At 41.0% G+C, this 26,798-nt stretch carries 18 protein-coding genes; 4 read left to right on the top strand and 14 right to left on the bottom strand.

The window, feature by feature from the left end; all coding sequences use genetic code 11:
* Positions 1–130: 130 nt before the first annotated feature.
* The 3 genes from DBR11_RS08265 to DBR11_RS08255 all read left to right on the top strand — a co-directional run bounded on the left by DBR11_RS08265 (position 131) and on the right by DBR11_RS08255 (position 3,049).
* Entirely contained in the window at positions 131–874 is a 744-nt protein-coding gene (locus DBR11_RS08265) for an NUMOD1 domain-containing DNA-binding protein (protein WP_108551482.1), read from the top strand.
* Positions 875–1,088: 214 nt separating this feature from the next.
* Positions 1,089–1,658, top strand: a complete 570-nt coding sequence (locus DBR11_RS08260; RefSeq protein ID WP_108551480.1) for a Crp/Fnr family transcriptional regulator — start codon at positions 1,089–1,091, stop codon at positions 1,656–1,658.
* A 113-nt stretch (positions 1,659–1,771) separates the two neighbouring features.
* Positions 1,772–3,049, top strand: coding sequence for an adenylosuccinate synthase (locus DBR11_RS08255; RefSeq protein ID WP_108551477.1), 1,278 nt, complete (start codon positions 1,772–1,774; stop codon positions 3,047–3,049).
* 4 nt (positions 3,050–3,053) lie between these two features.
* On the opposite strand, the gene DBR11_RS08250 is transcribed toward DBR11_RS08255, so the two are convergent.
* From DBR11_RS08250 to DBR11_RS08220, 7 genes are all read right to left on the bottom strand, one after another.
* Positions 3,054–3,743, bottom strand: coding sequence for a hypothetical protein (locus DBR11_RS08250; protein ID WP_146186492.1), 690 nt, complete (start codon positions 3,741–3,743; stop codon positions 3,054–3,056).
* A gap of 21 nt (positions 3,744–3,764) precedes the next feature.
* Positions 3,765–3,983, bottom strand: coding sequence for a hypothetical protein (locus DBR11_RS08245; protein ID WP_108551473.1), 219 nt, complete (start codon positions 3,981–3,983; stop codon positions 3,765–3,767).
* Positions 3,984–4,062: 79 nt separating this feature from the next.
* Complete coding sequence (locus DBR11_RS08240; RefSeq protein WP_108551471.1) at positions 4,063–5,094, bottom strand: phosphotransferase; 1,032 nt, start codon at positions 5,092–5,094, stop codon at positions 4,063–4,065.
* A gap of 128 nt (positions 5,095–5,222) precedes the next feature.
* A complete protein-coding gene (locus DBR11_RS08235; protein WP_108551469.1) occupies positions 5,223–5,930 on the bottom strand; it encodes a LytTR family DNA-binding domain-containing protein in 708 nt (235 codons plus the stop codon).
* Between the two features lies 1 nt (position 5,931).
* The gene (locus DBR11_RS08230; protein WP_158275245.1) at positions 5,932–7,035 is read right to left on the bottom strand and encodes a sensor histidine kinase; all 1,104 of its coding nucleotides are present in this window, start codon (positions 7,033–7,035) and stop codon (positions 5,932–5,934) included.
* Positions 7,036–7,059: 24 nt separating this feature from the next.
* Positions 7,060–7,884: a DUF4249 family protein gene (locus DBR11_RS08225; protein ID WP_108551465.1), complete on the bottom strand. Its 825-nt coding sequence runs from the start codon at positions 7,882–7,884 to the stop codon at positions 7,060–7,062.
* Positions 7,875–10,661: a TonB-dependent receptor gene (locus DBR11_RS08220; RefSeq protein WP_108551463.1), complete on the bottom strand. Its 2,787-nt coding sequence runs from the start codon at positions 10,659–10,661 to the stop codon at positions 7,875–7,877. The genes DBR11_RS08225 and DBR11_RS08220 overlap by 10 nt, the downstream gene beginning before the upstream one ends.
* 371 nt (positions 10,662–11,032) lie before the next feature.
* On the opposite strand from DBR11_RS08220, the gene DBR11_RS08215 reads away from it, so the two are divergent.
* Complete coding sequence (locus tag DBR11_RS08215; protein WP_108551461.1) at positions 11,033–12,538, top strand: SulP family inorganic anion transporter; 1,506 nt, start codon at positions 11,033–11,035, stop codon at positions 12,536–12,538.
* Between the two features lie 14 nt (positions 12,539–12,552).
* Here the strand turns inward: DBR11_RS08215 and DBR11_RS08210 are convergent, their stop codons facing one another.
* The 7 genes from DBR11_RS08210 to DBR11_RS08180 form a co-directional block, all read right to left on the bottom strand.
* Positions 12,553–13,356: an AraC family transcriptional regulator gene (locus tag DBR11_RS08210; RefSeq protein ID WP_108551459.1), complete on the bottom strand. Its 804-nt coding sequence runs from the start codon at positions 13,354–13,356 to the stop codon at positions 12,553–12,555.
* Positions 13,357–13,389: 33 nt separating this feature from the next.
* A complete protein-coding gene (locus tag DBR11_RS08205; RefSeq protein ID WP_108551457.1) occupies positions 13,390–14,805 on the bottom strand; it encodes an aldehyde dehydrogenase family protein in 1,416 nt (471 codons plus the stop codon).
* A 118-nt stretch (positions 14,806–14,923) separates the two neighbouring features.
* A complete protein-coding gene (locus tag DBR11_RS08200) occupies positions 14,924–17,272 on the bottom strand; it encodes a GH92 family glycosyl hydrolase (RefSeq protein WP_108551455.1) in 2,349 nt (782 codons plus the stop codon).
* A 154-nt stretch (positions 17,273–17,426) separates the two neighbouring features.
* On the bottom strand, positions 17,427–19,460 hold the full coding sequence (locus DBR11_RS08195) for a glycoside hydrolase family 65 protein (protein ID WP_108551452.1): 2,034 nt from the start codon (positions 19,458–19,460) through the stop codon (positions 17,427–17,429).
* A 40-nt stretch (positions 19,461–19,500) separates the two neighbouring features.
* Positions 19,501–21,885, bottom strand: coding sequence for a hypothetical protein (locus tag DBR11_RS08190; RefSeq protein ID WP_146186491.1), 2,385 nt, complete (start codon positions 21,883–21,885; stop codon positions 19,501–19,503).
* Between the two features lie 72 nt (positions 21,886–21,957).
* A complete protein-coding gene (locus tag DBR11_RS08185) occupies positions 21,958–23,475 on the bottom strand; it encodes a RagB/SusD family nutrient uptake outer membrane protein (protein ID WP_108551448.1) in 1,518 nt (505 codons plus the stop codon).
* Positions 23,476–23,490: 15 nt separating this feature from the next.
* Positions 23,491–26,798: TonB-dependent receptor (locus tag DBR11_RS08180; RefSeq protein WP_108551446.1), on the bottom strand; the 3,308-nt coding region annotated here is incomplete at its 5' end.

The following is a 26,798-nucleotide window of genomic DNA, read 5'->3' as shown; positions in this document are numbered from 1 at the left end:
ATTTAAGATTGCTTATATTAGAAATTAGAAAAAAGGAGAAAGTAAAAAAGACTATTCATTGTTATTTCAAACTCATTTCCTGACATGCCTATCGTGTCATTCTAAAATATGAGATATATTTGTGATAAATATGCAGAAAGAAAAAAGTACCTACATGATTAGCCGTTATTCTTTAACCGGTCAATTACTTGAAACTTATCCAAATGCAAAAGTAGCTGCACAAGCATTAGGCACATCACAAACCTACATTTCAAAAGCAGCCAGAACCAATAATAAAGTATGGACAGCACGTAAATATTTATGGAGACGTGGAAATGAACCCTTTCTGGACCTGGCCCCCATGCTTAAAGAAAGATGGTATGGCGCTTCTCCTGTAAGTAAGAATCAAAAGACAATCGGTCAGTATGACCTGCAGGGAAACCTGATCAATACCTATACAAATACTGTAGAGGCAGGAAAGGCTGTAGGTATACACCACAAAGGTATTCGCGATGTAATTAAGGGCCGTGGCCTAACTTATGGTGGCTTTATCTGGAATAAAACGCTAAAGAAGAAGATCCGTGTCGATTCTAAGATAACTTCCAAAATTGAAAAAGTTTCTCAGTACGATTTAGATGGCAGGTGGGTTAAATCTTATGACAGTTGCCTCGCAGCTGCCCAAAAGACAAAAATTGACAATGGCCAGATCCATCACTGCCTTAACGGCCATTTACTAACTGCGGGTGGCTATTTATGGCGTAAGGGCGAAAAGTTAAGAATCAACACCAGTGAACTTCGCAAGCATCCCCGCTACCCCGGCTCTAAACTGGATAAACATATAAGGAAAAAGAAGCAGTTAAACGCTACTACCTTATCACAAAAAGAACTTAAATAAAGTTGTGTTATATTTTGGAGGGTATCCACTCCTCACCATCAGTAAAAATCCGGGTACCGGAAACCCTCATTAGATTAAAATCAAAGAACTATTGATTGCACCTCTGCGGAACACCTTATCTGGTTTCTGAACCCGTAGATCTTCATCACAACTATATCATCTACTTTTTGTCAAATGGCAATTTCCTTTCAGCCCTTTTATATTAATTTTGAATATGGAAGCACTTATTCGTTACTTACTTCAATATGGTAACCTTAATCCAGAGCAAATTGCATTAATTCAATCCAAAGCTGAGCCTAAAACAATCGAAAAAGGAACCTATTTTTCTGAGGCCGGAAAGATTGCAGGACAAATAGGCTATGTAACAGAGGGTATTCTGAGGGTCTGTTATTACAACAATATTGGAGAGGGCTTTACCCGTTATTTCGTATATGAAAATCGCTTTGTAGCCGATATCAATAGTTTTAGAGATCAGCTTCCTTCTTCCGAATACATTGAAGCTGTTACGGATTGTACCCTTATGATATTTTCAAAGGAAGGATTTACAGAACTTTCAAATATAATCCCTGGCTGGAACAGCATTTTTGCAAAAATCACCTCTAATGTATTGGAGAATAAGATGAAAGCCAGCAGTAATATGCTGGTTCAGGATGCACAGACCCGTTATATTCATTTCCTTGAACATTACCCTGGTTTAGCCAACCGCGTCCCCCTTTCTATGCTCGCCTCCTACCTGGGAATTACACCCTCCTCCTTAAGCCGCATCAGAAAAAACATCACTTAAATACGTTCTTGCCATTTGGCAATTGTCAACCGCAGGCTATTACTCAACTTTGCAGTCATACAAACCAGCCGGTCCAAAGACAGGCTGAATTTTAAAAACTAAAAATAACAAGCATGGCTGTTGATGTTTTATTAGGCTTACAATGGGGCGACGAAGGCAAAGGAAAAATTGTTGACGTTCTAAGTCCTGAATTTGATTTAATTGCACGTTTTCAAGGTGGTCCCAATGCAGGGCATACCTTAGAATTTGACAACAAAAAATTTGTACTCAATACCATCCCTTCGGGTATCTTTCTGGAAAACACCATGAATCTTATTGGCAATGGTGTGGTCATTGATCCTATAGCACTAAAGAAGGAACTGGACCAACTAAAAAAAGCAGGTCATGATCTGCTGGCCAAGAAGAATCTGCTGATCAGTAAAAAAGCACATCTTCTTTTACCTACCCATACCGTACTGGACACCGCTTCAGAAGGAAAAATGGGCGTTAGTAAAATTGGATCAACCCTTAAGGGCATCGGTCCATGTTATATGGACAAAACGGGTCGTAACGGTTTGCGCATCGGCGACATTACCTTACCCGACTTTAGAGAACGTTATCAAAATCTTGTTCATAAACATGCATCCATATTGCAGGTGTTTTATGCAACCATCATTGATTTCAGTGAACTTGAACAAGCTTTTTTTGAAGGCATTGAACTCCTTAAACAATTTCCACTTGTAGATTCGGAGCACCTGATTAATAATTACCTTAAACAGGGCAAAAAAGTTTTGGCAGAAGGCGCACAAGGCACTTTACTGGACATAGATTTTGGGTCCTACCCCTTCGTTACTTCCTCCAGTACGATAACTGCCGGGGCCTGTACCGGCTTAGGAATTAACCCAAAACAAATAGGTGAAGTCATCGGCATTTTTAAAGCCTACAGTACCCGCGTTGGGAATGGACCGTTCCCTACAGAATTACAAGACGAGAATGGAGACGAATTGCGAAATCAGGGTCGTGAATACGGGGCCAATACCGGAAGGCCACGCCGCACGGGCTGGATTGATCTGCCCGCACTCAGGTATGCCATCATGATTAATGGCGTAACCCAATTGGTTTTAACCAAAGCCGACGTTTTAAGCCATTTTGAAACCATACAGATATGCACCCACTATAACTACAATGGTGAAATCATTAACCATATGCCTTACGACATCAGTACCACTGCCCCTATCCCTATTTTAAAAGAGATGCCGGGCTGGCAACAGGACATTAGTCAAATTAAAAATGCTGTGCAAATTCCAGCTCAGTTACAAGACTATATCCGGTTTTTAGAAGAACAGTTAGAGGTACCGGTCAAATACTTATCCGTTGGACCAGACCGGCTGCAAACTCTGGTATTAAAATAGAAAATCAGTCCTCAAAATTTTCTACTTCTTCTTTTGAAGTATCTCCGGTTTCTCCATTAACGAAGATGCCTTTCAATATCTTTTTTCCATCGGAAGTAACTGCTTTTGTGTCCCAGCTGATAATCCAGACTGGACCCGAAGCATTTACTTCCCGGTTTACATAGGTAAAATTATCTGCTGGATCAATACCTTTATCTTTCATCAGAACCAGTATATTCTCCCAGTTAAACTTAAAAGGCGCATCATAATCTACCTGCTTGATCACATGCCCCTTTTCATCGTAGTTTGTCCAAATCCCCTTAAGAAATCCGTCACCATGAAACCGCTCGCCCTTTTCTTGCAAACGCCCATCCTTGTAAAAGGAGCGTGAAAGAAAAAAATAACTCTTTGGTCTGGTCAGATCTTCGTGAAAGCCATCTTTCGTTTTGTACTGGTGTAAAATATTTCCGTTATTATCAATAAGGTTTCTTTCGTTATCCACCAAATCTTTGCTGAATTTCTCCACGTCAAAACGCTCCAGATCTGAATGTTCATCTGCCGAAGAGATCTGGCTTGTCTTATTGTGTACTTCAGATTTCTTCCCCTGCCCACCATTGCAGGAATACAATAGAACCGCACAGATAAAACTCAAAACCGCTATAAAAACTTTTCTTCTGCACATTCCAATTTCAGACAATAGGTCTTTTATCATCATTACTTTTTAGATTGAAATTCGCTAACCGATCAGTAAAAGTTTATTCATAACGCTTTTCAATAACTTCACCGTTACCGGTTGATTTTGATTGCGGTCATTGAGGTCCTGAATAATTTCAGTGATTGCTTTTTGGCGTTGAATAAACAACCAGCCCGCGAAATCTGCTGAATTTTCTTCTGCATCCAAACCCGTTTCTGATCTGAAGATCTGCTTAAATTCCTCCACTACACTTAAATCCATAGACAATATTTTCAAATATTAACGCTTTTAAACCAAGTAAAATTACCAATATATATACCGGAAATTTAATTTTCTTAAACTACTTACTACTCAAGCCTAGTCCATGAACCTCAGCAAGCCGCTCAATTGATAAATTAAACCTTTCGGAACGCATACTATTCAGTGTCTCATTCCATAATGCCTTGCCAAACAGCAATTGCCCCTGATAAATTCCAAGATTTATTTTCCCACTGCCCAGCTGATCTTTTACAGCTTTCAAAGATACACCTTCCATAGCCAGATCATGTTCTTTATCACTAGGCTTAGTTGTATCAGCCAGTTTAAACATCAGTATAGCATAAACCAAGCGGCAAACCTGACGCATTACAAAAAAACGCGCTTTGTTATAATCACTTGAATTTCTGTCGAAATAGCTCTCAAGAAAGATATTTTCCTGTTCATCCGTTGTCACATAAAAGTTTGCCATAATGGCCAGATCTACATACCTGTCATTTAGAAAAGCTGCATCCCAGTCAATAACCCAGATTTTCTCTCCATCAAAAACCATATTATTTGGATTCAGATCATTATGACTTGAAACCTTATCTGTATCTTCCCAGGGATAATGATTCCTGATCAGATCGTAATGCGCAAAGCATTCCTCAAAGACTAGACCTGACCATGTCCCTGCTGCTTTAAAAGCAGCAATAAGCCCATCAACTGTATGCAGTAAACTGTTCTCCTTAGAAAAAAGCGGCAACTCATGTATAGACTTAATTGTCTTTGCCAGTTTAGACAACAACACGTTATGCGATTTAAAAACAGACTGCATAGGCATGCCCGTGATAAAACGGGTAATCGTAATTCCGTCTGTTTTATTCAGGTAGTAAACCGCCGGAGCAAGATCTGCATTCGCAGCAATTTCCATGCTGCTGATTATATTTTCATGAACTGATGGACTATCCAGCTTCAAAACACAGGCCTGTTCAGCCACAACAATTTTATATACAGCAGCTGAGGAAAGTCCGCCATTCAATAAAATGACCTCTGTTACTTCTGTCGTATTAAAAGCTTTTAACAATGCAATTTCAACTGCCCTTATTCTTTCAGCAGGTATGAGCGTATTCAACATCTATATCAATTTTAAATGGAGGCTTTTAGCTCCATAACACAAAATTATAATAAATCATTAATACTATTGAGGTTAAAAAACGGATGACCTATTTTTTCGCCTGTTCAAAAACTAAAGCATATTGAGGATTAAAAGTTTTTTTCCTGAACATAAGCCTGCAAGGCCTGTCTGTAAGCATCACTAATCGGTATTTCTACCCCGGCCACCATTAGATGTGTTTTCTGTATGGATTCAATCTTATCCAAAGCAATCATAAAAGACTTATGTACCCGCATATATTTCGTTGTATTGAGGCGCTCCTCGAGCGTTTTTAAACTCATCCGGGTAATCACCGGATTCCCCTCCGCCAGATTAATACGCACATAGTCCTTTAGACCTTCTATATAGGTAATGTCCTGCATTCTCACTTTAACAAGCGAATAGTTTGCATTCACAAAAATATCATCATTTTCAGGCTGAATATATCTTGCTTTAGGTTGCCTGATTTCATACAGTGCATTGGCTTTCTGAACAGCCTTTAAAAACCGGGAAAAAGGCACAGGCTTAACCAGGTAATCCACAACATCCAGATTAAAACCATCCAGCGCATACTCCGGATAGGCTGTAACCATAATCACCATTGGCGGATGCTTGATAGAAGCTAAAAGTTCCAATCCATTGATTCCCGGCATTTGTATATCCAGAAAAATCAAGTCAACCTGATGCACCCGGAGCAAATCCAGCAATTGTACAGGATTCTTGCAACAGGCTACAATATTTAGGAACGGAATCTGTTTCACGTTATCTTCCAGCAATTTCAATGCAGGAGTTTCATCATCTATCAGGATACAGTTCATCTTAGAAATTAATTAAAAGCTTAACGTTAAACAGTTGATCCTCTTTCCTGGTCTCTAAAAAATGTCTTCCGGGGTAAAGAAGTTCCAGTCTGCGGCGAACGTTAGACAAACCGATACCAGAATCTTTTCTTGCCGGTGCCGGTACGGACTGGTTTACAGCGGCAATCTCGTTTTCTACCAGTAAAAGCAATTGATTCTGGTTTACAATAATAGAAATATCTATAATTGGTTCCTCCAATGTCCCTGTACCATGTTTAAAAGCATTTTCTACAAAAGGAATGAGCAACATCGGTGCTATTGAATATTGCTCAAAAGCGCCAGACAGGTATAAATTAAACCTAACACTATCACCAAAACGAAGCAATTGCAAATTGGTATAATTTTTAAGGTACTGAATTTCATCAGCAAGCGTAATCTGTCCTTCGTCACTATCATAGATCATATACCGCATCATCTGCGAAAGACTAATCAGAGAAGGTTCGACCAGCTCCGGTTTCTTCCTGGACATATAAACTAATGTATTTAACACATTAAACATGAAATGCGGGCTGATCTGAGAAGACAGAAACTCAAGCTCTGTTTTTAAGTGCAGGTTTTCCAGTTCTTCAATTTGTTTATCACGGATCACTTTGTCACTGTACAGGCGGAAGCAGAAACTCATCACAATCACAAAAGTAAAAGGCAGCAAACTCATCAATACATTAGGAGGTCTGTCTCCTCCACGCCCGCCAAAACCCTGCCCGGGAAAACCGGGTTTATGAAACCCCGGCTTTGGGAATTCGGGTCTTGGAAATCTGGATAAATCCGTATAAAAAGAGTGATTGATCAGTAAAAAAGCGATGAATATAACCGCCAGCAAAAGAACATACAGATAAAGACCATACCTCTTTTCTTTAACCGGATAGATCAAAAAATGGTGCACATAAAAGATAACAATCAACAGTACATTCGACAAAACGACAGTCTTGTACATTGAACTTCGTACCTCAGGCGGAAAATTTCCAATTCTAAACGTAAATGGCAGTATAAGTACCAGCGACCAGATCCCCAACGGGAAGAGGACATTTAACCAATACCAATTTTTAGATCTCTCTATTTTTAACATGCTCATTAAGCTTTTCGAACTCATTTAATTTGTCGAGGTGTAAATTTTCAGGTTTAAGGTATCTGCCTGCATGGCCGTAAAAATACCCAAACCATTAGTGATATTTGTCGATGGATTTGTTAAATTAAGTGAAGATCCACCATTATTGTTAAGGGCGTCACTGTATTCTTTATTGATATGTACCAGTAAGATCTTGTAATTACCCAAATAATTAAAAGTCATTTGCTGCGTTTCCCAGCTTGAGGTTTGGCCAAGGCTCACCTCCGAATTTAGATTGCTGTTTCCAGCCCTCGAACTGATCTTGGTTGGACTTGCCTCCACATTCTTCAAAACCATCCTATAATAGGAAGATGCGGTATTGTTCCAGCTAAAAGTAACCGGCTTAAAGCTCTCCTGCGTCCCGCCCATGCTAAATGGGGGCACATACTGCTCTGTAGCCGATGCCCTAAAACCGGTTGGTTTATCTGGAACAGTAGTTTGTGCACTAATTACTTTATCCGTGTAGTCAAAATTAAGCGTATAGGTATTTTTCGCCCTAATAAATGTAGTATCGGTGTAAACATAAGTACCTTCCTTGCTTTCTGTAAGCTGAACTGTAGAAGAACCATCCGAGATTTTCAGCTTTAATCCTGTTATTGGAAAGCCATAGGATATCGTATCCTCCAGATACTTCTGATAATAAACTTTAACCTGTACTGCGGTTCCCGGAACCAAATAAGCCTCCACAACCGGACGGGCATAATCTGCATCAGAATTATTGTTCTTTTTACAGGCAACCAGGCAACAACTCATCCATGCCAAACCAATTATTAATGCAAACCGCAATTTTTTTGTACTGTTTATTTCCATTTTAAGCTAAGTGTTATATTTGGGGTAAAGCCAAGATAATTGACATTAGAGGTGATCACCTGGTTATTGACCACCGAGTATTGTTTATACCAGACATTAGACCTGTTGTATATATTAAACAGGGAAAAACCGATGCTGCCTGTCTTTCTGCTGTCAATCTTAATCAAATCATAGGTTGCGGCAGCATCCAGGCGATGATAAGCCGGCATGCGTTCCCCATTTTTGGCACTTATAGTCAAAAATGTATGGCTATTACCTGCATAATCATTGATGGTATAACTGGTTAACGGTGCTGTATAGGGCTTTCCAGTAGCAAAGATCCAAGTAGCCGAAAAGGTCCAGTTTCCATACCGGTACAGGTTAACGAGTTTAAACTCATGCCGGGTATCCTGACTTGCAGGAAAATCCCCTCCGTATACTTCAAAGTTATTAACGGCTTTCGAAAGCGTATAACTCACCCAGCCAGTATATTTACCCTGGGTTTTTTGCAACAAGAACTCTACACCTCTGGTGTAACCACTGCCGTTATAAAAATGCTCTTCCAGTGAGGTAACATCCATCCGCCTGCCTGTTTGCCGTTGCGAGTATTCAGAGAGATTATCCAGTTTCTTATAATAGCCCTCAACATCAATCAGAAACCTGTCTGTTTCATAACTGAAACCGGCAATATAATGGTTAGCAGAGCTTACCGGAATAGTAGTTCTGTTAGAAAGCACCCAGAAATCACGGCTTCCTGCAAGAATATCTTCTTTAATCACCCGGTTGGTAAACTGATAGAACTTACCGGTACTTGCTTTAAACGTTAAACGGTCTGTTAGCGTATAGGTTGCTGAAAGACGCGGTTCAGTATACAATTTCCCGGTCTGATCATAATAAGTCTCCCTTAAACCCGGCTTAATTTGCAGACGTTCTGTGGGATTTAGTTCCAGTTCCGCATATGCTCCCTCAGTTAAAGCTTTTGCATGCTGATTAATCAACGTACTGGTGTCATTCTGACTATTCTCATAAGACACATTTTGCCTGGAAGCAAAAGCACCAAATAAAAATTTAGACTTACCGCTCAGCTGCAACTCCCAGTCGGACTTTAAACTGAAGTCCTTTAAGTTATTTTTCTCAAACGTCCCATTAGATACATTCTGATCATCACCATTACTATCTTTTATCGTTATGGTATTGCTGTTGTCCCGGTCACTGTGATAAGTAGAATAACTCAACAGTGTATTGGAATACAACTTTGTATTCCAGCGGCGGGACCATTTCAGGCTTGAACCAAGGTTGCCATAAGTGGTTTTATCTGTATTACTGATGCTTCCTCCCGAGCTGCTGATAAAAGAAGGCAGGGTAATGTTCCTGCTATTGTCCAGGTTATCGTTTCCCTGATAAATACTCCAGGAAAACCTGTTTTTATCATCCGGAGCATAAGTATACTTCGCATTGAGGTCATAAAAAGAAGAAGAGGGAACGGTTACTGAAGCCGCTCCTCCTCTTCCGAAACCCCCTCCCATGCCCGGAGGACCTCCCGTTCTATTTCCTCCGGGCCCGGAAGCAACAGTCGTGCTGCTGTTAAATTTGTTAAAAATCTTGTTATATAATGGCCCCTGATAAGAATGTCTGTAAGCCAGTAATAAAGTAGATTTATCATTTAAGGGCTTTTCCAGGAAAATGTTAGCACTCAGCAAACTCAAATCTCCAGCCAGGGTGGTCTCTTTGCTGTTTCCCTCTTTTCCTACAATATCAGTAACAGATGACAACCTGCCACCATACTTAGCTGAAAAACCGCCCTTATATAGGGTCACATCTTTAACTGCATTGCTGTTAAACGCACTAAAGAACCCGTACAAGTGATCTACCTGATACACCGTAAAGCCATCAAACAACACCAGATTCTGATCTGGAGTTCCTCCTCTTACATAAGCACCAGAAGAAGACTCATTACTGGCACTAATGCCTGGCATCAACTGGAAAGACCTTAGGATATCCTTCTCTCCTATATTGGGCAACTCTTCTAACTTGGATGGAGAAATCTGCAGTACACTTACCCTGCGTTTATCCGTACTCATTACATTTTCACTTCTTTTATCCTTAATTTCTATCTCATTCAATGATTTTACTGCTGTAAACAAGCCTATAACAATATCTTGCCTGTTCTTACTTTGGCTTAAGGCATAAACATCAGGTTGATAACCTATATAGTTCACATCCAAAACACAAGTATCGGAAGGTACATTTAGCAGAGTAAAATAACCATCCGCATTAGTAGAGGTGCTCATGCTGGAATGTCTTACTTTTACAATGGCCGACGGAAGAGATTCTCCTGTAGCATGATCAATTACACGGCCACTTACGGCAAATGGTATTTGTTTTTTTGTAGCAGAAGACTGTTCAATATTCGCAGGTACCGGATTTGCGACGATCCGGACCTCCTCCTGTCTGGAGCTTGCCAGCCGCTTCAACCGGTTAACATCCTCCGGCCATCTGATAATGTAAATACTTTGATCTGGTTCTACCCAATAGCGCAAACCATTAGATTTACAAATATCGGCCAATACATCTTTTACCTTTTCATTAAAAAAATGATTGGTTACACTGTACTGCCGCACCATATCCGGATCGTAAATAATTCTCAATTTACACTGTACGGCAATTGTGTCCAGCATCTTATCTACAGATGTGGTATAAAACCCATCAATAACAGCCGTAGTTTTTAGCTTTTGCTGCGCTATCACAGAAAAACTCAAAAGATTTGTTAAAATTAGCAGTAGTATAGTTCGTTTCATATTTTAATTATGAAGCGAATTTTAAAAAAGCAGATGTTAACAAATGTTAATTGAGATCAACAGGTTAAATTCTGAGTTAAAACCCGCATTTTCTGCGCTGAATGCTGTATTAATTTACAACTTAACCAAAAACACTTTATACAATGATCTCAAAGAACAACGTAACAAGTCTAAAGACAACAATTAAGAATAAGCTGTACACAATAATTTTATCCGATCTCACAATTTCATTTTTCATATAGGGTTTGTTGTTTATCTGTTATGAAGCGAATCTTAAAAAAACAACTGTTAACAATTGTTAATTGAGACGAACCAGCTGATTTTTGCGTTCAAACACGTAATTTTACGATTTCCTACACCCTCCCCGATACATGAAGGCCTACCTTAACTTATTCAACTTTAAACAAAAAGTAAACTACAAAAACGAAGTCCTGGCGGGCCTTACCGTAGCCATGACAATGATTCCAGAATCACTTTCTTTTGCTATTCTGGCTGGCTTTCCACCATTAGTTGGCCTATATGCAGCTTTTATTATGGGGCTCATCACTTCAGTTTTTGGCGGTCGTCCAGGACTGATCTCCGGTGGCGCTGGTGCCACGGTCATCGTACTTGTCGCTCTAATGAAATCAAATGGTATTGAATACGTATTTGCAGCGGTCGCACTTGCTGGTATCATTCAAATACTGGTTGGCCTGTTCAAACTTGGAAAATTCATCAGACTTGTTCCTCAGCCCGTTATGTATGGCTTTGTAAATGGCCTGGCGGTGATCATTTTCATGGCCCAGCTAGAGCAATTCAAAACCGTAGTTAATGGACAGACCAGCTGGCTTAGCGGTGAGCCACTACTGATTATGGGTGCTTTGGTTACGCTCACTATAGCCATAGTTGCTTTATTTCCACGTCTCACCAAAGCTGTTCCACCATCATTAGTGGCCATAATTGTAGTATTTCTCCTGGTTCTAGGCCTAAACATTGATACGAAAACAGTTAAAGATATTGCTTCTGTAAGCGGAGGATTTCCACCTTTTCATATCCCTGCCATTCCTTTAGAGCTGGAAACTTTAAAGATTATTTTCCCCTATGCCTTAATTATGGCAGGAGTTGGTTTAACAGAGGGCCTGCTTACACTCAACCTGGTTGATGAAATTACAGGTACACCAGGAAACAGGAACAGAGAGTGTATAGCACAGGGCGCCGCCAACATCACCAATGGTTTCTTCTTTGGAATGGGAGGTTGTCCAATGATTGCCCAAACGCTGGTTAATCTCAATGCGGGGGCAAGAGCCAGGTTATCTGGTATCATTGCATCTGTTACCATCCTGTCAATCATTCTATTTGGTGCCCCAATCATTGAACGCGTTCCAATGGCAGCCTTAACCGGGGTAATGATCATGGTGGCTATCGGCACCTTTGAATGGATCAGCTTTCGCATCATTAATAAAATGCCCAAACAAGATATTTTTGTAGGAATTTTGGTGGCAATAATTACCATATGTCTGCACAATCTGGCCTTAGCGGTATTAATTGGAGTCATCATTTCTGCATTGGTTTTTGCCTGGGAAAGTGCAAAAAGAATTCGTGCCAGAAAATATACAGATACGCATGGCACCAAACATTATGAGCTTTACGGACCATTATTTTTTGCCTCCGTAACCGCTTTCAATGAAAAATTTGATATTGCCGGTGACCCAGATCAGGTCATCATTGATTTTAAAGACAGCAGGGTTGCAGATATGAGTGGAATTGAAGCCTTGAATAAGCTGACTGACCGTTATGCAAAAGCTGGAAAGACATTGAAGTTACGCCATCTGAGCGACGATTGTAAAATATTATTAAAAAATGCTGAGCCACTCATAGCCGTCAATATTCTGGATTAAGGATCACCAAATAACTAGACAAGAAATGCACTGGGTGCCTTTCCAAACTGCTTTTTAAACGTAAAAGAAAAATGAGAAAGGTCTTCAAAGCCCAGTTCCAGGTACACATCAGAGGGCATTCGCTTCTTTTCTTTAATCAGATAATAAGCTTCCTGCAACCGGCGCTGTAACAACCAGCGGCTCGGTGTTAAACTAAATATCTTTTCAAAATCGCGTTTAAATGTAGAAAGACTTCTGCCTGTTAAATAGGAAAATCTTTCAAGGCTCACATTAAAATGAAAATTCTTTTCCATAAAAGCCTCCAAATCTATTTTATAAGGCTCCGAAAAATCAAATAAGACATTTTTCAAAGAAGGATCATATCTTATTAAAACCAGCAATGCTTCCTTTTGCTTAAGTTTTAAAAGTTCAATAGCATGAGTATCATTCAGTAAAGTTTCATATGCCAACAGCGAATTCATAAATCCCATGATGGATGCTTCTTTCGGCAAGCGGATAAATGCAGCTGTATCGGTTTTCTCTTCTGCCTTATAACCATACTCCAGACTAAAATCGCGCAACATTTTATCATCAAAATGAATAGAAAGAGATTTGAATTCCCCATGTTCTGGTGGATATTTAACGAACTTCAGCAAATGGTTTTTCCTTGCCGAATACAATTCACCTTTTTTAAACTGAACTTTCTTTTGCCCATCATTCAATTCCATGACTCCTGATATAACCATTCCAAAACCATGCCCATGCACAAACTGCTCCCCCTCTCTAAACTCAGAGAAATGGCAGGAATAATTAATGGGAAAAAGATCTCTTTCTATCATTTTTTCTAGCAATAAAACGTCTAAATTTAATAATTATTCCAGGATTGCTTTAGGCTCAAGATAGGCTTCTAAGCCATATACTCCAAATTCTCTGCCGATACCTGATTGTTTAAAACCACCAAAGGGCGTTTGAGGATCGTGAGAAAAACCATTAATATTAATCCTTCCTGCTGAAATCTGCGCCGCTACACGATTTGCACGTGCCGTATCGGAAGAACTGATATAAGCTGCCAGACCATAAGTCGTATCGTTGGCTATAGCAATCGCCTCCTCTTCAGATTTATAAGGTATAATAGACAATACCGGACCAAAAATTTCTTCGCGAGCAATGCGCATTTTGTTATTGACATTTGTGAAGATGGTCGCTTTAACAAAATTACCCGTTTCCAAACCAGCCGGTTGCCCCTCACCACCAATCAAAAGCGTAGCCCCTTCCTCTTGCCCAAGCCTGATGTAGCTTTGCACACGCTCATATTGTTTTTTACTAACCAAAGGCCCTACGTGGGTATCTTCATCCTGAGGATTTCCTACCTTCACACTTTTGGCAGTAGCCTTCGCTATTGCATTTACTTCTTCCAGTTTATTTTCCGGAACCAATAAACGGGTTGGTGCAATACAAGCCTGTCCACTGTTCATATAGGCACCTAAAACAGCCATAGGAATTACTGTATTTAAATCTGCATCATCCAGAATTACGTTTGGTGACTTACCACCAAGTTCCAGTGTAACACGTTTCATGGTATCAACAGCACCTTTGGCAATGGTTTTACCCACTGCTGTAGAGCCTGTGAAGGAAATTTTGGCAACATCAGGATGACTGGTGATTTCAGCGCCCACAACACTTCCCAGACCATTTACAATATTGTAGACGCCCTCAGGCAAACCAGCTTCATGAAAACATTCCGCAATAAGTTGTGTTTGCAGTGCACTCATTTCACTCGGCTTGATCACAACAGTACAGCCGGCCGCTATTGCAGTAGCTAGTTTATTGCAAATAAAGCTGTTACTGGCATTCCACGGTGTGATGATACCTGCGACACCCAAAGATTCTAAACGCACCTTTGAATTGCCAACCCTTTTTTCAAAGTCAAACGCCTGCAAGGTTTCAATCATGGAAGAAAAAGCGTTTATGGAATGCTGTGTGCTGGCCTTGCAAAACTGAAAAGTACCGCCGTACTCCAGTACCATAACGTCTATCAATTCCGCTTGTCTTTTGCTCACCGCAGCATGTAACTTCTGCAGGTAGTTTATACGTTCTTCCTTGGTTGTTTTAGCAAAACTCTTAAATGCTTCCTTGGCGGCAGCAACCGCAAGGCGCGTATCCTCCTCATCCCCTAGCGTTACCGTTCCAATTTTCTGATTGTCACTAGGGTTAATAAGATCAAAAACCTCTGTTCCATGGGGTGTAACAAATGCACCGTTGATGTAAATCTGATTAATATGTTTCATCTTCTAATCATTTTGATATATACAAAGATCAGTTGATTATTCAGACTATCGTTTTGTTAAAACGGTCAAAGTTACTTTGCTAAAACGGTCAGTAAATAAAATAAACTGCAGTTATAATTTACTCCTCTATTCCCCAGGTTTTGTTTGGTGTATTGCCCATTACCAGTTCCAATACAGCCCCTGAATTGATATCGGCATAATTAAGGTAAGATTTATTGTAAGGTTTTCCATTCAATTTCGCAGACTGGATATAGACATGCTCAGGGCTGTTTTTTAAGGCCGAAATTGTAAAAAACTTAGCCGGTCCGGATCCCGCGCTCAGTTTAATCTGAACCTGATCAAATACCGGACTGCTGATTTCATAACGGTTGTCTCCTGGACAAATCTGAGCGATTCCAGTGGCTGCAAGGACGTACCAGGCCGACATCTGGCCAACATCATCATTCCCAACCAGGCCTTCTACCGCGTTATGATAAGCATTCTTTGCAATGCTGTGTACCCATCGTTGAGTTAACCAAGGCGCTCCAAGACGGTTAAACATATAGGCTACATGATGTACAGGTTCATTCGCATGATTATAGTAATCATTCCAAAGTAAATTTTCCGGTGTATGCTCAAAAAAAGCGGTAAGATCTTCAACGGCCTTCGTCTTTCCTCCAAGCAAATCTGCCAAACCAGGAATATCATGAGGCACAAACCAACCTTGCTGATATGGATTACTTTCTGCAGTTCCATAATCATCCTGCAGCCGGCCTTTCTCTGGCCATAATTCCCAATCGCCATTTTCCTTCCTTGGCCGGAACCATCCCTTATCTGCATCAAAAATATTGCGGTAAGCCTGAGCCTTTTTTAAGAACAGAACTTCGTCCGCCTTCCTCCTTATAGACCTGGCCATTTGGGCAATGCACCAATCATCATAAGCATATTCAAGGGTATTAGAAATACCATATGGCGGACCACTGAATCCCTTGTCTCCATTTCCAAATTTTGCCGAAGTATTTAAAGCATACTGATAGGCCTTGTCCATATCGAAATTCTGGATTCCCTTATGAACAGCATCTGCGATAACAGGCAATGTCGGGTTTCCAACCATACACCCACTATAGGCATTCAATATCTCCCAGCGGTCATAATAACCACTTTTGTTTTCGGTTGCAAGACTAACCTGAGAATTAATCAAATCACTGATAACATCAGGATTGATCAGCGTTTGTAAAGGCATCTGACTCCGAAACACGTCCCATCCACTAAAAATCGTTCTCTTGGTAAATTTTTCTCCAACATGAATCTTCCCATCTCCACCTGGATATTTTCCATCTACATCCTGGAACGTACGGGGATCTATTAAGGTATGGTATAAAGCTGTATAAAAGGAATATTTGGATTCTTCGGAACCTCCTTTTACAGTCATCTTTGACAATTCCTTATTCCAAAGTATTCGTGCTTTCTTGTGCACAAGATCGAAATCCAGATCCTTGATCTCCCTTTGTAAATTAAGTTGTGCACCCTTTAAGCTTACATAGGAAATTCCTGTTTTAACAATCACCCGCTCATCTTTCAGCGATGGGAACTCTGTATAGAAACCAATATGTTTTCCTTCCTTTTCTTTTAAGCCTTCCGTAACATTAGCCCTCGCTACCGCCTGCTGGTAGGCCTCACTTTGGACTTCTTCCCCCTTTCTGACCCAGGAATCAGGAATATCGGCACTCCATATTCCATATTTTTTCAAGGGTTTACTGAATTTCGAATAAAAATAAAGCGTATAACCCACCTTTCCCTGGCCATTTCCCCATCCCCCACCTTCTGGTGTACATTCTATCCATCCCTGTATCGTGTAATCATCAACCACTTGTACATATTCTTTAGTAGCCGTTCCTCCAACCCTTCTGGCCAGATCAATCTGAATTCTTGACTGTTTATTTTCCGGAAAAGTAAACCTCATGATCCCACAATGTGGAGTCGCCGATAACTCTGCTGTAATCTTTTCGTCAGAGAGCACAACAGAATAATATCCCGCCGTCGCTTTTTCAGTACGCTTATCATAATAAGATCTATAGCCTCCGGGAACCCCTTCTTTGCCTGCGGCAGTTTTTAACTTACCTACCGTAGGCATCACTAAAAAATTACCCAGATCACCATACCAGCCAATTCCACTCATTTGCGTCAGCGCAAAGCCTTCTATACTTTTGTGTTCATAACTATATCCTGAACCATTATCACCACCGGTTATGGTATTAGGACTAACCTGAGTCATGCCAAACGGCGTGGTTGCACCTGGAAAAGTTTTCCCAAGCCCTGCAGGATTTCCGGCAGATTTCATATTTGTACTTGCACCAATGAATGGATTTACATAATCAACCGGCATTTTCTGCTGGGCAAACACGATAGAATTGACAGAAAGAAAAGCGAAAAACAGGAGACAAAATCGATTTAGTTTAATTCCCTGATAAGTAACAAGCTTGAACATTGCGGAAGGAGTATACATTAAATTTTAATGATGAATTGACAGTTTATATTGGTTCTGATAAAGATGATTATTTTTTTATGAAATCAATATCTGCTTCAGCTTATTTAATGTTTCCCTTCCACAACATTTCTTCTTTTATTGTATAGCAAGTACTTTAATGTGCATTAACCGTAAAGGTTTTACGATCTGGTCCCACTCCGGTAATCTTCAATGAACGCCAGCCCTCAGGGAGTTTAGATTTTATTTGTATAATTCCATTTGAGGTGATATCCAACCCGCCAAATCCCATCAAAACGCTCTGTAAAACACCTCCTGCCCCAGTTGCAAAATAAGGATTGGTTCCCTTTTTTGTTTCAGCAATAACTCTGAAAGGCGCATTCAAATTGGGTTCATAGGCTTCTTTAAAAAAACCGTAAGCTTTTTTACCATCGCCAAGCCGGGAATACAGCAAGGAGAAAACAGCATGTGTCATTGCAGGTGTACCCTCATCTGGAATACGCGTTTCATAAAATGCAAGGTCTTTTTTGATCTGACCGGGATCTGTAATTGTCTTTAATGGATACGCCAGCAGGTTTACATCGGCCTGCTTGATATTTTCTCCTTTATATCCCGCATACTCACTTGTCACTCCGCCGCTCATTTTGAGCACCGGAATATTGGAAGCGACATGCATCCAATCGGCATTCGCCTTCAAACCCAATATGCCCGCAGCAGCAGTCGCATTTTTCAGATTCACAATAGCCGCAGCATTGGTAAAAGCGTTATTGTCTACATTTTCCGCCCATTCGTCCGCTGCAACCACATTATTAATGTCATAATGCCCCGGCCCGTTTCGTTCAACCCTGCTGGCCCAGAAATCTGCTGTAGCCGATAAAATTGGCCAGCCCTTTTCTTTTAGCCAGTCCTTATCACCGGTAACACAATAATAGTTCCAGGCAGCAAAAGCCACACAGGCCGAAATATGATGTTCAAATGGCCCACTCAAGGCCCATACAGGAGTTTCCTCTACCCCTGTATCTGCACTCTCCCAAGGAAACATCGCTCCACGATAACCATGAGAAAAAGCATTTCTTTTTGCGGCCTCAAGCCTGTTGTACCGATAATCAACCATGGATTGTGCCAGTTCCGGATGCAAGACCAGTAATGCCGGAAACATCCAAATATCAGCGTCCCAGAACACATGCCCATTATATCCCAGGCCGGATAAGCCCATCGGAGAAAGGGAATAGCCGGTTCCCTTGCGTACAAAGGAATACAAATGGTAAATCATATTGTGTACATCCTGCTGAGATTGCGCATCACCAGTAATCTCTATATCACTCTTCCACAGATCATCCCAGGCTTGTTTATGAAACTTCAATAACCGCTCCCTACCCTCCAGCCTGGCAAAAATTGTCATCCGTTCTGCTTCATTCAAAGGATCATCATGATGGGCAGAAGTAATAGAACTACCAGCTACTGAATAGGAATAGGTACTGCCCTTGACCATTTTCTTAGCAAATTTCATCAAATGCATATTGTTGTCCCACATTTCGTGGATAACCTTTGGCTCTTGTCCATGACCTTCACTAAACAAGAACGTAGTAGAAGCGCTAAGCTGAAGCTTTCCAGTTGGGCTTTTAGCGGTTGAGGTTAATAAACTCAGGGTTACATGAGGCCTGTCTATCTCGTTATAATAATTCTGTACTTCTCTCAATGCATCCGGTGTTTCCATGACACTCGCTGCCGTTAAACTCAGATCCTGCTTCGCCGTAATGCTTACATCCATTAGAACGGTATAAGGCAAATGACGCAACGCATAATAGGTGTATTTTATACTCGCCTTATCCCCGTACTCGAAAGTAGTCGTAAAGGATCCATAATGCATATCCAGCTCCTGATGCATGTTTTGAATGCTGTTCGCATCAAGACGCTTTCCATCTATCTCCAGGTACATATTCAAAAGGTTAAAACTGCTTAAAAAGTTGCTTACCCTGCCCCTGCCATACGTATCGTAAGCGCCCGCAAGAACCACATTTTTCACTTTAAACGGTTCCGGAGAAGAAACGATACCCAGCATGCCATTGGCAACGGTAACCCCGTAATAATTAGCAGGATCAATTTTGCCGGCCTCTATGATCCATGGGTCCTGAGCCTTAAGCAATAATGCAAAGAGGCTGAGCCCAAGTATTAAAAAAAATCTCTTCATTAGTCTATCGTTTGTTTACTGATGATGAAGCCATCATCAGTTAATATTCTTTGTAAGTAATTGTGTTGTTCTTTTGATCCAGTATAACCCTCCCATGGTCCATGTTCACCGCTTTTCCGTTTACATAAACCTCCCTGGCCTTCCCTGGTAAGAAATTAATCTTCCATCCAGGTTCAGTACAATCCACCTTATAAGTAACCACAGGTCCCTCCTTTTTATAATCGACTGACAGTACATTACCTCCAATTAAGAGATTTTTCAGTCTGGCATAAGGCCATTTTACAGGCATTTTAGGGGCAATTGTAATTTCCTTCAGATAAGCCTGCGGATCAATTCCAAAGAAATACTGTATCACCGGAATATACAAACCTGTGATATTCCATGCCTGCACAAACATTCCATAATCAGGAGAGACTTCATAAGTGGTACCAGGTGTAGCAAAACCGAAACTATTCAATGTTTTATGAATATAATTCATCGCACTATCCGCAGAGCCATAACGGCATTCTGCAATCGTAAAACTTGAGGTCGCAGCTGGCATTACGGCCTGGTCATAACTAAATTCCCCTTTATTCCGGGCATAAACTGATCCTTCATCTGCCCTGATATCATCAGGTCTCTCTATACCCGATATATATGCCCCATACTGGTTGGTAAACCAGTCCATATTGGCCAGCATCTTTTTAGCCATTGATGAATCTGCAATTCCCTCCCTAAGAGGTAAAACACCCGAAGTATTATAATAAACCAAATAACCCTTATCCTTATATGTGCCTGCAACGATCTGGCTTCTCAAGGTATTCAACTTTTTCAATGCCCAGGTATTTCTTCCCGGATGAATACGTTTCGCAATTGCTGTATCAATGATATCCAGTGCTTTCTCTTTACTGGTAATAAAGTCCGCATAACGGTTCTCTTTCGGAATCCACCAATCCCGGTTAATCCTTGCCCTTAAGGTATCCGCCTTGGTCTGGTACGCTGATATGGCATCCTGATCTTTCAAGACAGCTGCCATCTGAGACATTACGGTAAAAAGACCTTGTGTATGAACTGCTACATCAAGCATCTCCTCATTCAGCCCCTTAATCTCCACGCCGCCATAACCTTCAACAAACAAGTTGCCATTGGTATCGTGTTCCATCAACCATTTAAGGCTCTTTTTTGCATAAGCATAGTTTTCTTTTAAGAACTCCAGGTTTCCTGTCCATTTGAAAACAGACCAGGCCGTTTCAATATGAACCTGTGATTCTTCCATCCTGCCTTTATCGTACACCACCCCATTGGCTGACGCTTCATGAATAACCCTTCCGATATCCCCATTGGCCTTCATCGATAGTTTTTTCAGCATCGCCCAGGAAGAATAGAATAAATCCGGCTTCATCATTCCCGTTAGTGCTTTAAAGGTATAGCCCTGATCATTGCTGAAAAACCACGGATAATCCGGTAATCCCGCACTCATAGCCCTCCCCATAGAGGGCACATCTCTGATTAACCAATCTGTACTGTATTTCCCCCAGAACCAGGCCTGCTTCAGCTTTGCATCCGGCACATCAAGACTGGCGGTATTTTCCATCAATCTATAGCGATCTTTTTTTGCCGCAACAAGTTTAGCCAGATCATTCTTAACCCTGCTCAGATCAGCCACCGCCAGATTGTAGTTCTGTTCAGAACCAGAGATATAGAAACGTACAGTTTTTGTCTGACCACCGGGAATAGCCACCTTTGTACTAAACCTCGCGGTCAAACCTTTTCCCTGATAAGGCGTTTTAGAAATGCCTTTATAAGTTAAATCTGCAGTACAGCTCAGTAAAGTGAACCAATCGTTATTTCCATCCTTAAAACTATAGACCGGACCATCTTTCCGGTAAAATTTGTCCGGGTAGTCTGGCATTCCGTTCTCTTCACCAAGCCAAACCGGTCTTAAATTCACATCCGCAAGGAAATCAAGGCTATAAGAACAGCTTATTTTGCCCGTGTTTTCAATCGCGTATTCCACCACCAGCACAGGCAGACCGTCTGGAACAAATTGGGTTCGGACCACCTTTATATGTTGATTTTGCACATGGTAAATATGCTTATTTACAAAAGACCCCGCCTTAAAACGTTCAGCCGACTGCAATTTTTCTCTGTATCCATTACCACCAACCAGCTCTGCACGAAAACCATCCATCAATTTTATCGGTTGTTGCCATATCCCTCCCATTTCTCCTTTTACATGGAAACCTGTTGCGGGGTAATTACCTTCCTGATCACCAATACAGTACAATCTGTCGCCAGCAGTAACATAAAGGTTCTTCTTATTTATTGGTTTTCCATCCAGATAAGGCAAGTCTGAACTTGCCTTATCCAGAGAAAAACCAGTTGTTTGAGCCTGCAGGCTAAACGCAGCTGCACAGATCATCAAACAACAGATTGTTGTTTTCATCCGTATATAATTTTTAATCAGTTTCTCTGTTGTTTTTCTTTGCACCTAAGTTGCCTTCGGCGGTTTCAAAAATTAATAGCCCGTATTCTGTTTTAATAAACTATTCAGCTGCAAAGCAGTTGTTGGAATAGGCAACAACAGGCGGTCAGAATTATTAGCCCAGGACATTGGTTTCCCCATATAAAACTGATATTTCTCCGCAACCTTACTTAACAATAAGCCTGCTCTAACCAAATCTTCTCTACGGTAACCTTCATGATAAGTTTCCCATCCGCGTTCATTCAAAATTGCAGTACGCGCAGCAGCTTGCGAAAGACCAGACAATTCGACTACATGTGCCCGTCTTCTCAGCGGGTTCACATAATTTAAAGCTTCCGGTGTATTTCCCAACTCATTCTGTGCCTCCGCATAACTCAGATAGGTTTCCCCCAAACGCAGCAAAGGCACATCTGCATCCGCATCTTCTCCGTTAGGAATATTGGCCTGAACCGGGAATTTGAAAGACAGTACCCTGCTCAACTGCTGTTCTACGGTAACTGGATTTGCAGCCGTACCAAATACCGGGCTGCCATCTGCTTTACGCAATACACCAGAAACCATAATTCCTGTTTTTGTGGCCGCATCAAAAGGAGCAGCACGCAAATCACCAGAAGCAAATGTTCTGAAGAATGGTGTAGACATACCATAACCATTGGAGGCAGAAACACCTGTGATACCCAGAGCATCACGTACATTGGATTCCATAGACAAAGCCACGTATTTATTTCCTTTACCAGCCTGCGCAATTTCGTTAACAGCTAAAAGAATTTCTGAATTCCCATCTTTTGAAAACACACTCGCATAATCTGTCTGAAGCCCTGCACCAGAATTTGTAATCACATCTTTTGCATAGTCAGAAGCTTTTTGCCAGTTTTTCTGGTTCAGGTAAAAACGGGCAAGAAAAGCTTTAACGGCCCATTTGCTTGGTCTTCCATAATCCGAACTACTGTAAGTTGCTGGTAAAACAGCTTCAATAGCTTTCATCTCAGCTTCAATAAAAGTCTCCATATCCGCTTTGGTTGCTTTCGCAATCCCCTTTGAGAGGTCCTCTCCACCTTTTACCAGAGGAACCGGCCCATAAACTGAATACAGTTTCTGATAAGCATACGCTCTCCAGAAACGAGCCTGAGCTACGTTTTGAATGGTCGGCGCGTCGGTAAAAGAACCATATTGGGTCACCACTGCATTAGATTGTGTAACAATCTTATACAAACTGTCCCAGATTAACCCAACCATAGAATGACTGGCGTCCAGGTTTAAAAAATTCTGAGCCCCGGCCCAACCTGTCTCAGGCGTACCGCCCCAATTACAGAAAAATTCATCTGTATTGGCCTCCGTTGTCAGCAACCAATTGTTTCCGCCATTGTAACTCAAAAATTGAATGTAAGGATAGATTCCGTTCGTTAACAGGGCTGCACCCTGCGGGCCACTCACATTGGTTGCACCAACCTGACTATACAAGTTCTCCTTCAACATGTCTTTTGAACATGAAGCGCAGACAAGACTGGTGGCAAAAATTCCGGATAGTATAAATTTTATATTGGTTTTCATATTAAATAGGCTATGTTAAAAGGATAAACTAACTCCCAGGGTAAATGTACGTGCCGACGGATAAGCATTAATGTCCGTACTGCCAGGCAGCAATGCAGGCAAATTTTCCGTGGCCGGCACATAAGCATTGTTGGCTGCTTCAGGATCAATCCCCTTGTATTTAGTAATTAAAAACAAGTTCTGCGCCTGAACATAAATCTTCGCATTACTAAAAGCATGATGGAACATTTCTTTTACCGGTAAATTATAAGACAGGTTAACACTCTGTAACCGGATAAACCATGCCGGTTCAATCCACGCAGAATTGTACAACCAGCTTGCCCCTCCATTAGAACGGTTATTTGGTATCGACGAAGTTAGATTAGATGGACTCCAATACCCCATAGCACTGCTTAAATAATTAGATACATCATCTACCCCAGGTACAGTATACCATGCGCGGGTCTGGTTGAGCAGTTTATTTCCAAAACTACCATTAAAGAAAAAATCCAGAGAAAGGTTCTTGTAACGGAATGTATTACCCAAACCAACGTTGAATTTCGGATCCGGATTTCCATAGATCATCCGGTCATTACTGTTGATCACACCATTGCCATCCAGGTCTTTATAGGCAAAAGAACCTGTAGCCGGATCTACCCCGTTCACAATATAGGTATAATAGGAATTGGTTCGCTCTCCTTTGATCACCCCAATGGAGTTCAATGCGGCTATCGTTGTTGGATCAGACGTGTTATAATCCGTTATTTTATTGTTCAGCAAAGTGAAATTAGCAGAGGTTGTCCATTGAAAATTATCGTTTTGCACATTGGTGCTGTTAAGAGAGAACTCCATACCACTTGTACGCATCGAGGCGGCATTTTGCCATTGCAAAGTATAACCACTCAGGTTGTTTTGCTGCACTCTGATCAGCATATTTTTTGTGTTCTTAACAAAGAAATCTACGGCACCCGTTACACGGCCAAATAAGCCATAATCCAGCCCAATATTCAATTGAGAAGTGGTTTCCCATTTCAAATCCGGGTTGGCTTTATAATCGGTCAGCGTAGCACCGACAACAGGCGCCTGGCCAATAATCCCATTTGTACCCAGATCATATTTAGATAAAGACTGATAAGGATCGATACCAGAATTACCTGTCTTGCCATAGCCTGCACGCAGTTTTAAAAGATTAACTGTTTTACTGTCTTTTAGAAAATCTTCCTTATCCAGGCGCCAGCCCAGGGAAAGCCCAGGAAAAACACCAAACTTGTTATTGGCACCAAATACAGATGAACCATCCCTTCTCACGGTAAGGGTAGCCATATATCTGTCATCATAAGTGTAATCCACACGGCCAAATACAGAGATGTCTGTATGATCAAATTTATTGGAACTCACCACCGGTGCACTTCCGCTGCCCAAATTATTTGCACCAGTAACATCTACACCAAAACCAGAATTCTGTGCCTGGAATTGATTGGTATTTCTATAAAAATACTCATAGCCAAGTAAAGCAGTAAAAGCATGTTTTTCTGCAAATTTTTTCTCATAGTTTAATAACCCATCTACAAGATAGCTATAGCTTCTCTGGCTGGTTTGGGACCCTGTTCCGCCATGCGTAAAATTCCCATTATAAGCCGTCGTAGAAGGTACATAAAAATCACGGTTGGCATTTTGGACATCGTAGGTAAACCTGATTTCCGGCTTTAAGCCAGGAAGCACTTCATATTTAGTACTTACACTGTAGTTCATTTTATCGGTATACAGTTTATTGTTGATGTCAAGCAGAGATATTGGGTTGGCAATAAAGTCATTATACGGATCTCGGCTATACACCCCATTCGCATCCCTTACCGGCTGATAAGGTGCAAAAGCAATAGAGGAAGCAATGATCGAATTCCTTGTGCCTCCTTCTGTAGGCTGGTTTTGATCTACCAGACGGGTAGCAAACATATTCGCAGAAAAGTTAAACTTCTTATAATTGTACTGAATATTTCCTCTTCCATTAAGGCGTTCCAGGCCAGAATTTTTAACTACACCATCCTGGTTAAAATAACCTGTTGAAAAGAAATAGTTCAAATTATCTGTCGCCCCGGAGATATTAACATTATGACTTTGCAGTGTTCCGGTACGCGTAATATCATCAAACCAATCTGTTGTTTTGGCATTGCTGATCTGGCTCTCGGTGAAATTTGTTTTGCCCAGGCCGTTCCAAAAGGTCATATATTGCTGCGCATCCATAACCTCTAATTTTTTAGCAATAGTCTGTATACCACCATACCCATCATACGTGATCTTAGCTTTTCCCTGTGCACCACGTTTTGTAGTAATAATAATTACCCCATTTGAACCTTTTGCCCCATAAATCGCTGTAGCTGCAGCATCTTTCAAGATGGCTATTGACTCAATATCATTTGGATTGATCGTATTTAAAGGATTCCTGTCTGGCGAAGAAAAATTAGAATCGCCACTTGGCGAAGCTGGACTATTGACAATAAAACCGTCTATAACATACAAAGGGTCTGTATTTAAAAACAAAGAGTTTCTACCTCGGATAATGGTACGTCCACCACCACCTGGCTGCGCCGTATTCTGTTTAAACTGAACCCCTGCAACACGGCCACCAATCAGTTGATCTACAGAAGTAGAAGCACCTCCAATATTAGAATTTTCAGCTTTAATATTGGTTACAGCCCCGGTAATATCATTCACCTTACGGTTACCATAACCCACCACCACCATTTCATTCAAATTCATGGCTTCCTCTACAAGCTGAATATTTACAGTTGTTCGTCCGTTTACAGGAACTTCCTGTGTGGTAAAACCAATATAAGAAACCACCAGTACAGCACCTTCAGGAGCCGACAAGCTATAAGCTCCATTGGTATCCGTAACCGCTCCCTTTGAAGTTCCTTTTACTTTAATACTTACCCCGGGCAATGTTTCGCCTTTAACTGTTGTGACCCGGCCTTTAATCACAATATCCGGCAAAGACAGATCTTCTGCCTTGCTAAGTACAATCTTACCGCTTATGACTTCATAAGCAATTCCATTTTCTTTTAAAACCTGGTCCAGTATACTCTTTAAAGTTTGACCCTTAAAATCCCTGGACACCAACCGTGTGTTTTCGAGAGTATTGTGAACATACACAAATTTCACTCCCGTTAACCGCTCAATCCTTTTAAGCATCGTACTTAGTTCAATATTGTTCGAACTAAGATTGATACTCTTTTCTAAAAAGGCTTGGGCAGTAACAGTTTTTGCATGCATTACACATGTAAATATCACTGCCAGCATCAACTGAGTCACTGTAATCCGCATAATTTTACGCCAATTAATAGTAG

The sequence above is a fragment of the Pedobacter sp. HMWF019 genome (assembly GCF_003061025.1).
Classification (GTDB): Bacteria; Bacteroidota; Bacteroidia; order Sphingobacteriales; family Sphingobacteriaceae; genus Pedobacter.
Note: the sequence above shows the minus strand (reverse complement) of the source record. Positions and strands in the feature narration are given on the sequence as shown.

What these genes read in the sequence shown, in the direction of transcription:
- DBR11_RS08195 (WP_108551452.1), bottom strand. Translation starts at nt 19,460, where the DNA reads ATGAAGAGATTTTTTTTAATACTTGGGCTCAGCCTCTTTGCATTATTG.
- DBR11_RS08240 (WP_108551471.1), bottom strand. Translation starts at nt 5,094, where the DNA reads ATGTTGAATACGCTCATACCTGCTGAAAGAATAAGGGCAGTTGAAATT.
- DBR11_RS08210 (WP_108551459.1), bottom strand. Translation starts at nt 13,356, where the DNA reads ATGATAGAAAGAGATCTTTTTCCCATTAATTATTCCTGCCATTTCTCT.
- DBR11_RS08190 (WP_146186491.1), bottom strand. Translation starts at nt 21,885, where the DNA reads ATGAAAACAACAATCTGTTGTTTGATGATCTGTGCAGCTGCGTTTAGC.
- DBR11_RS08235 (WP_108551469.1), bottom strand. Translation starts at nt 5,930, where the DNA reads ATGAACTGTATCCTGATAGATGATGAAACTCCTGCATTGAAATTGCTG.
- DBR11_RS08200 (WP_108551455.1), bottom strand. Translation starts at nt 17,272, where the DNA reads ATGTTCAAGCTTGTTACTTATCAGGGAATTAAACTAAATCGATTTTGT.
- DBR11_RS08250 (WP_146186492.1), bottom strand. Translation starts at nt 3,743, where the DNA reads ATGATGATAAAAGACCTATTGTCTGAAATTGGAATGTGCAGAAGAAAA.
- DBR11_RS08265 (WP_108551482.1), top strand. Translation starts at nt 131, where the DNA reads ATGCAGAAAGAAAAAAGTACCTACATGATTAGCCGTTATTCTTTAACC.
- DBR11_RS08245 (WP_108551473.1), bottom strand. Translation starts at nt 3,983, where the DNA reads ATGGATTTAAGTGTAGTGGAGGAATTTAAGCAGATCTTCAGATCAGAA.
- DBR11_RS08220 (WP_108551463.1), bottom strand. Translation starts at nt 10,661, where the DNA reads ATGAAACGAACTATACTACTGCTAATTTTAACAAATCTTTTGAGTTTT.
- DBR11_RS08225 (WP_108551465.1), bottom strand. Translation starts at nt 7,884, where the DNA reads ATGGAAATAAACAGTACAAAAAAATTGCGGTTTGCATTAATAATTGGT.
- DBR11_RS08260 (WP_108551480.1), top strand. Translation starts at nt 1,089, where the DNA reads ATGGAAGCACTTATTCGTTACTTACTTCAATATGGTAACCTTAATCCA.
- DBR11_RS08205 (WP_108551457.1), bottom strand. Translation starts at nt 14,805, where the DNA reads ATGAAACATATTAATCAGATTTACATCAACGGTGCATTTGTTACACCC.
- DBR11_RS08230 (WP_158275245.1), bottom strand. Translation starts at nt 7,035, where the DNA reads ATGTTAAAAATAGAGAGATCTAAAAATTGGTATTGGTTAAATGTCCTC.
- DBR11_RS08215 (WP_108551461.1), top strand. Translation starts at nt 11,033, where the DNA reads ATGAAGGCCTACCTTAACTTATTCAACTTTAAACAAAAAGTAAACTAC.
- DBR11_RS08255 (WP_108551477.1), top strand. Translation starts at nt 1,772, where the DNA reads ATGGCTGTTGATGTTTTATTAGGCTTACAATGGGGCGACGAAGGCAAA.
- DBR11_RS08185 (WP_108551448.1), bottom strand. Translation starts at nt 23,475, where the DNA reads ATGAAAACCAATATAAAATTTATACTATCCGGAATTTTTGCCACCAGT.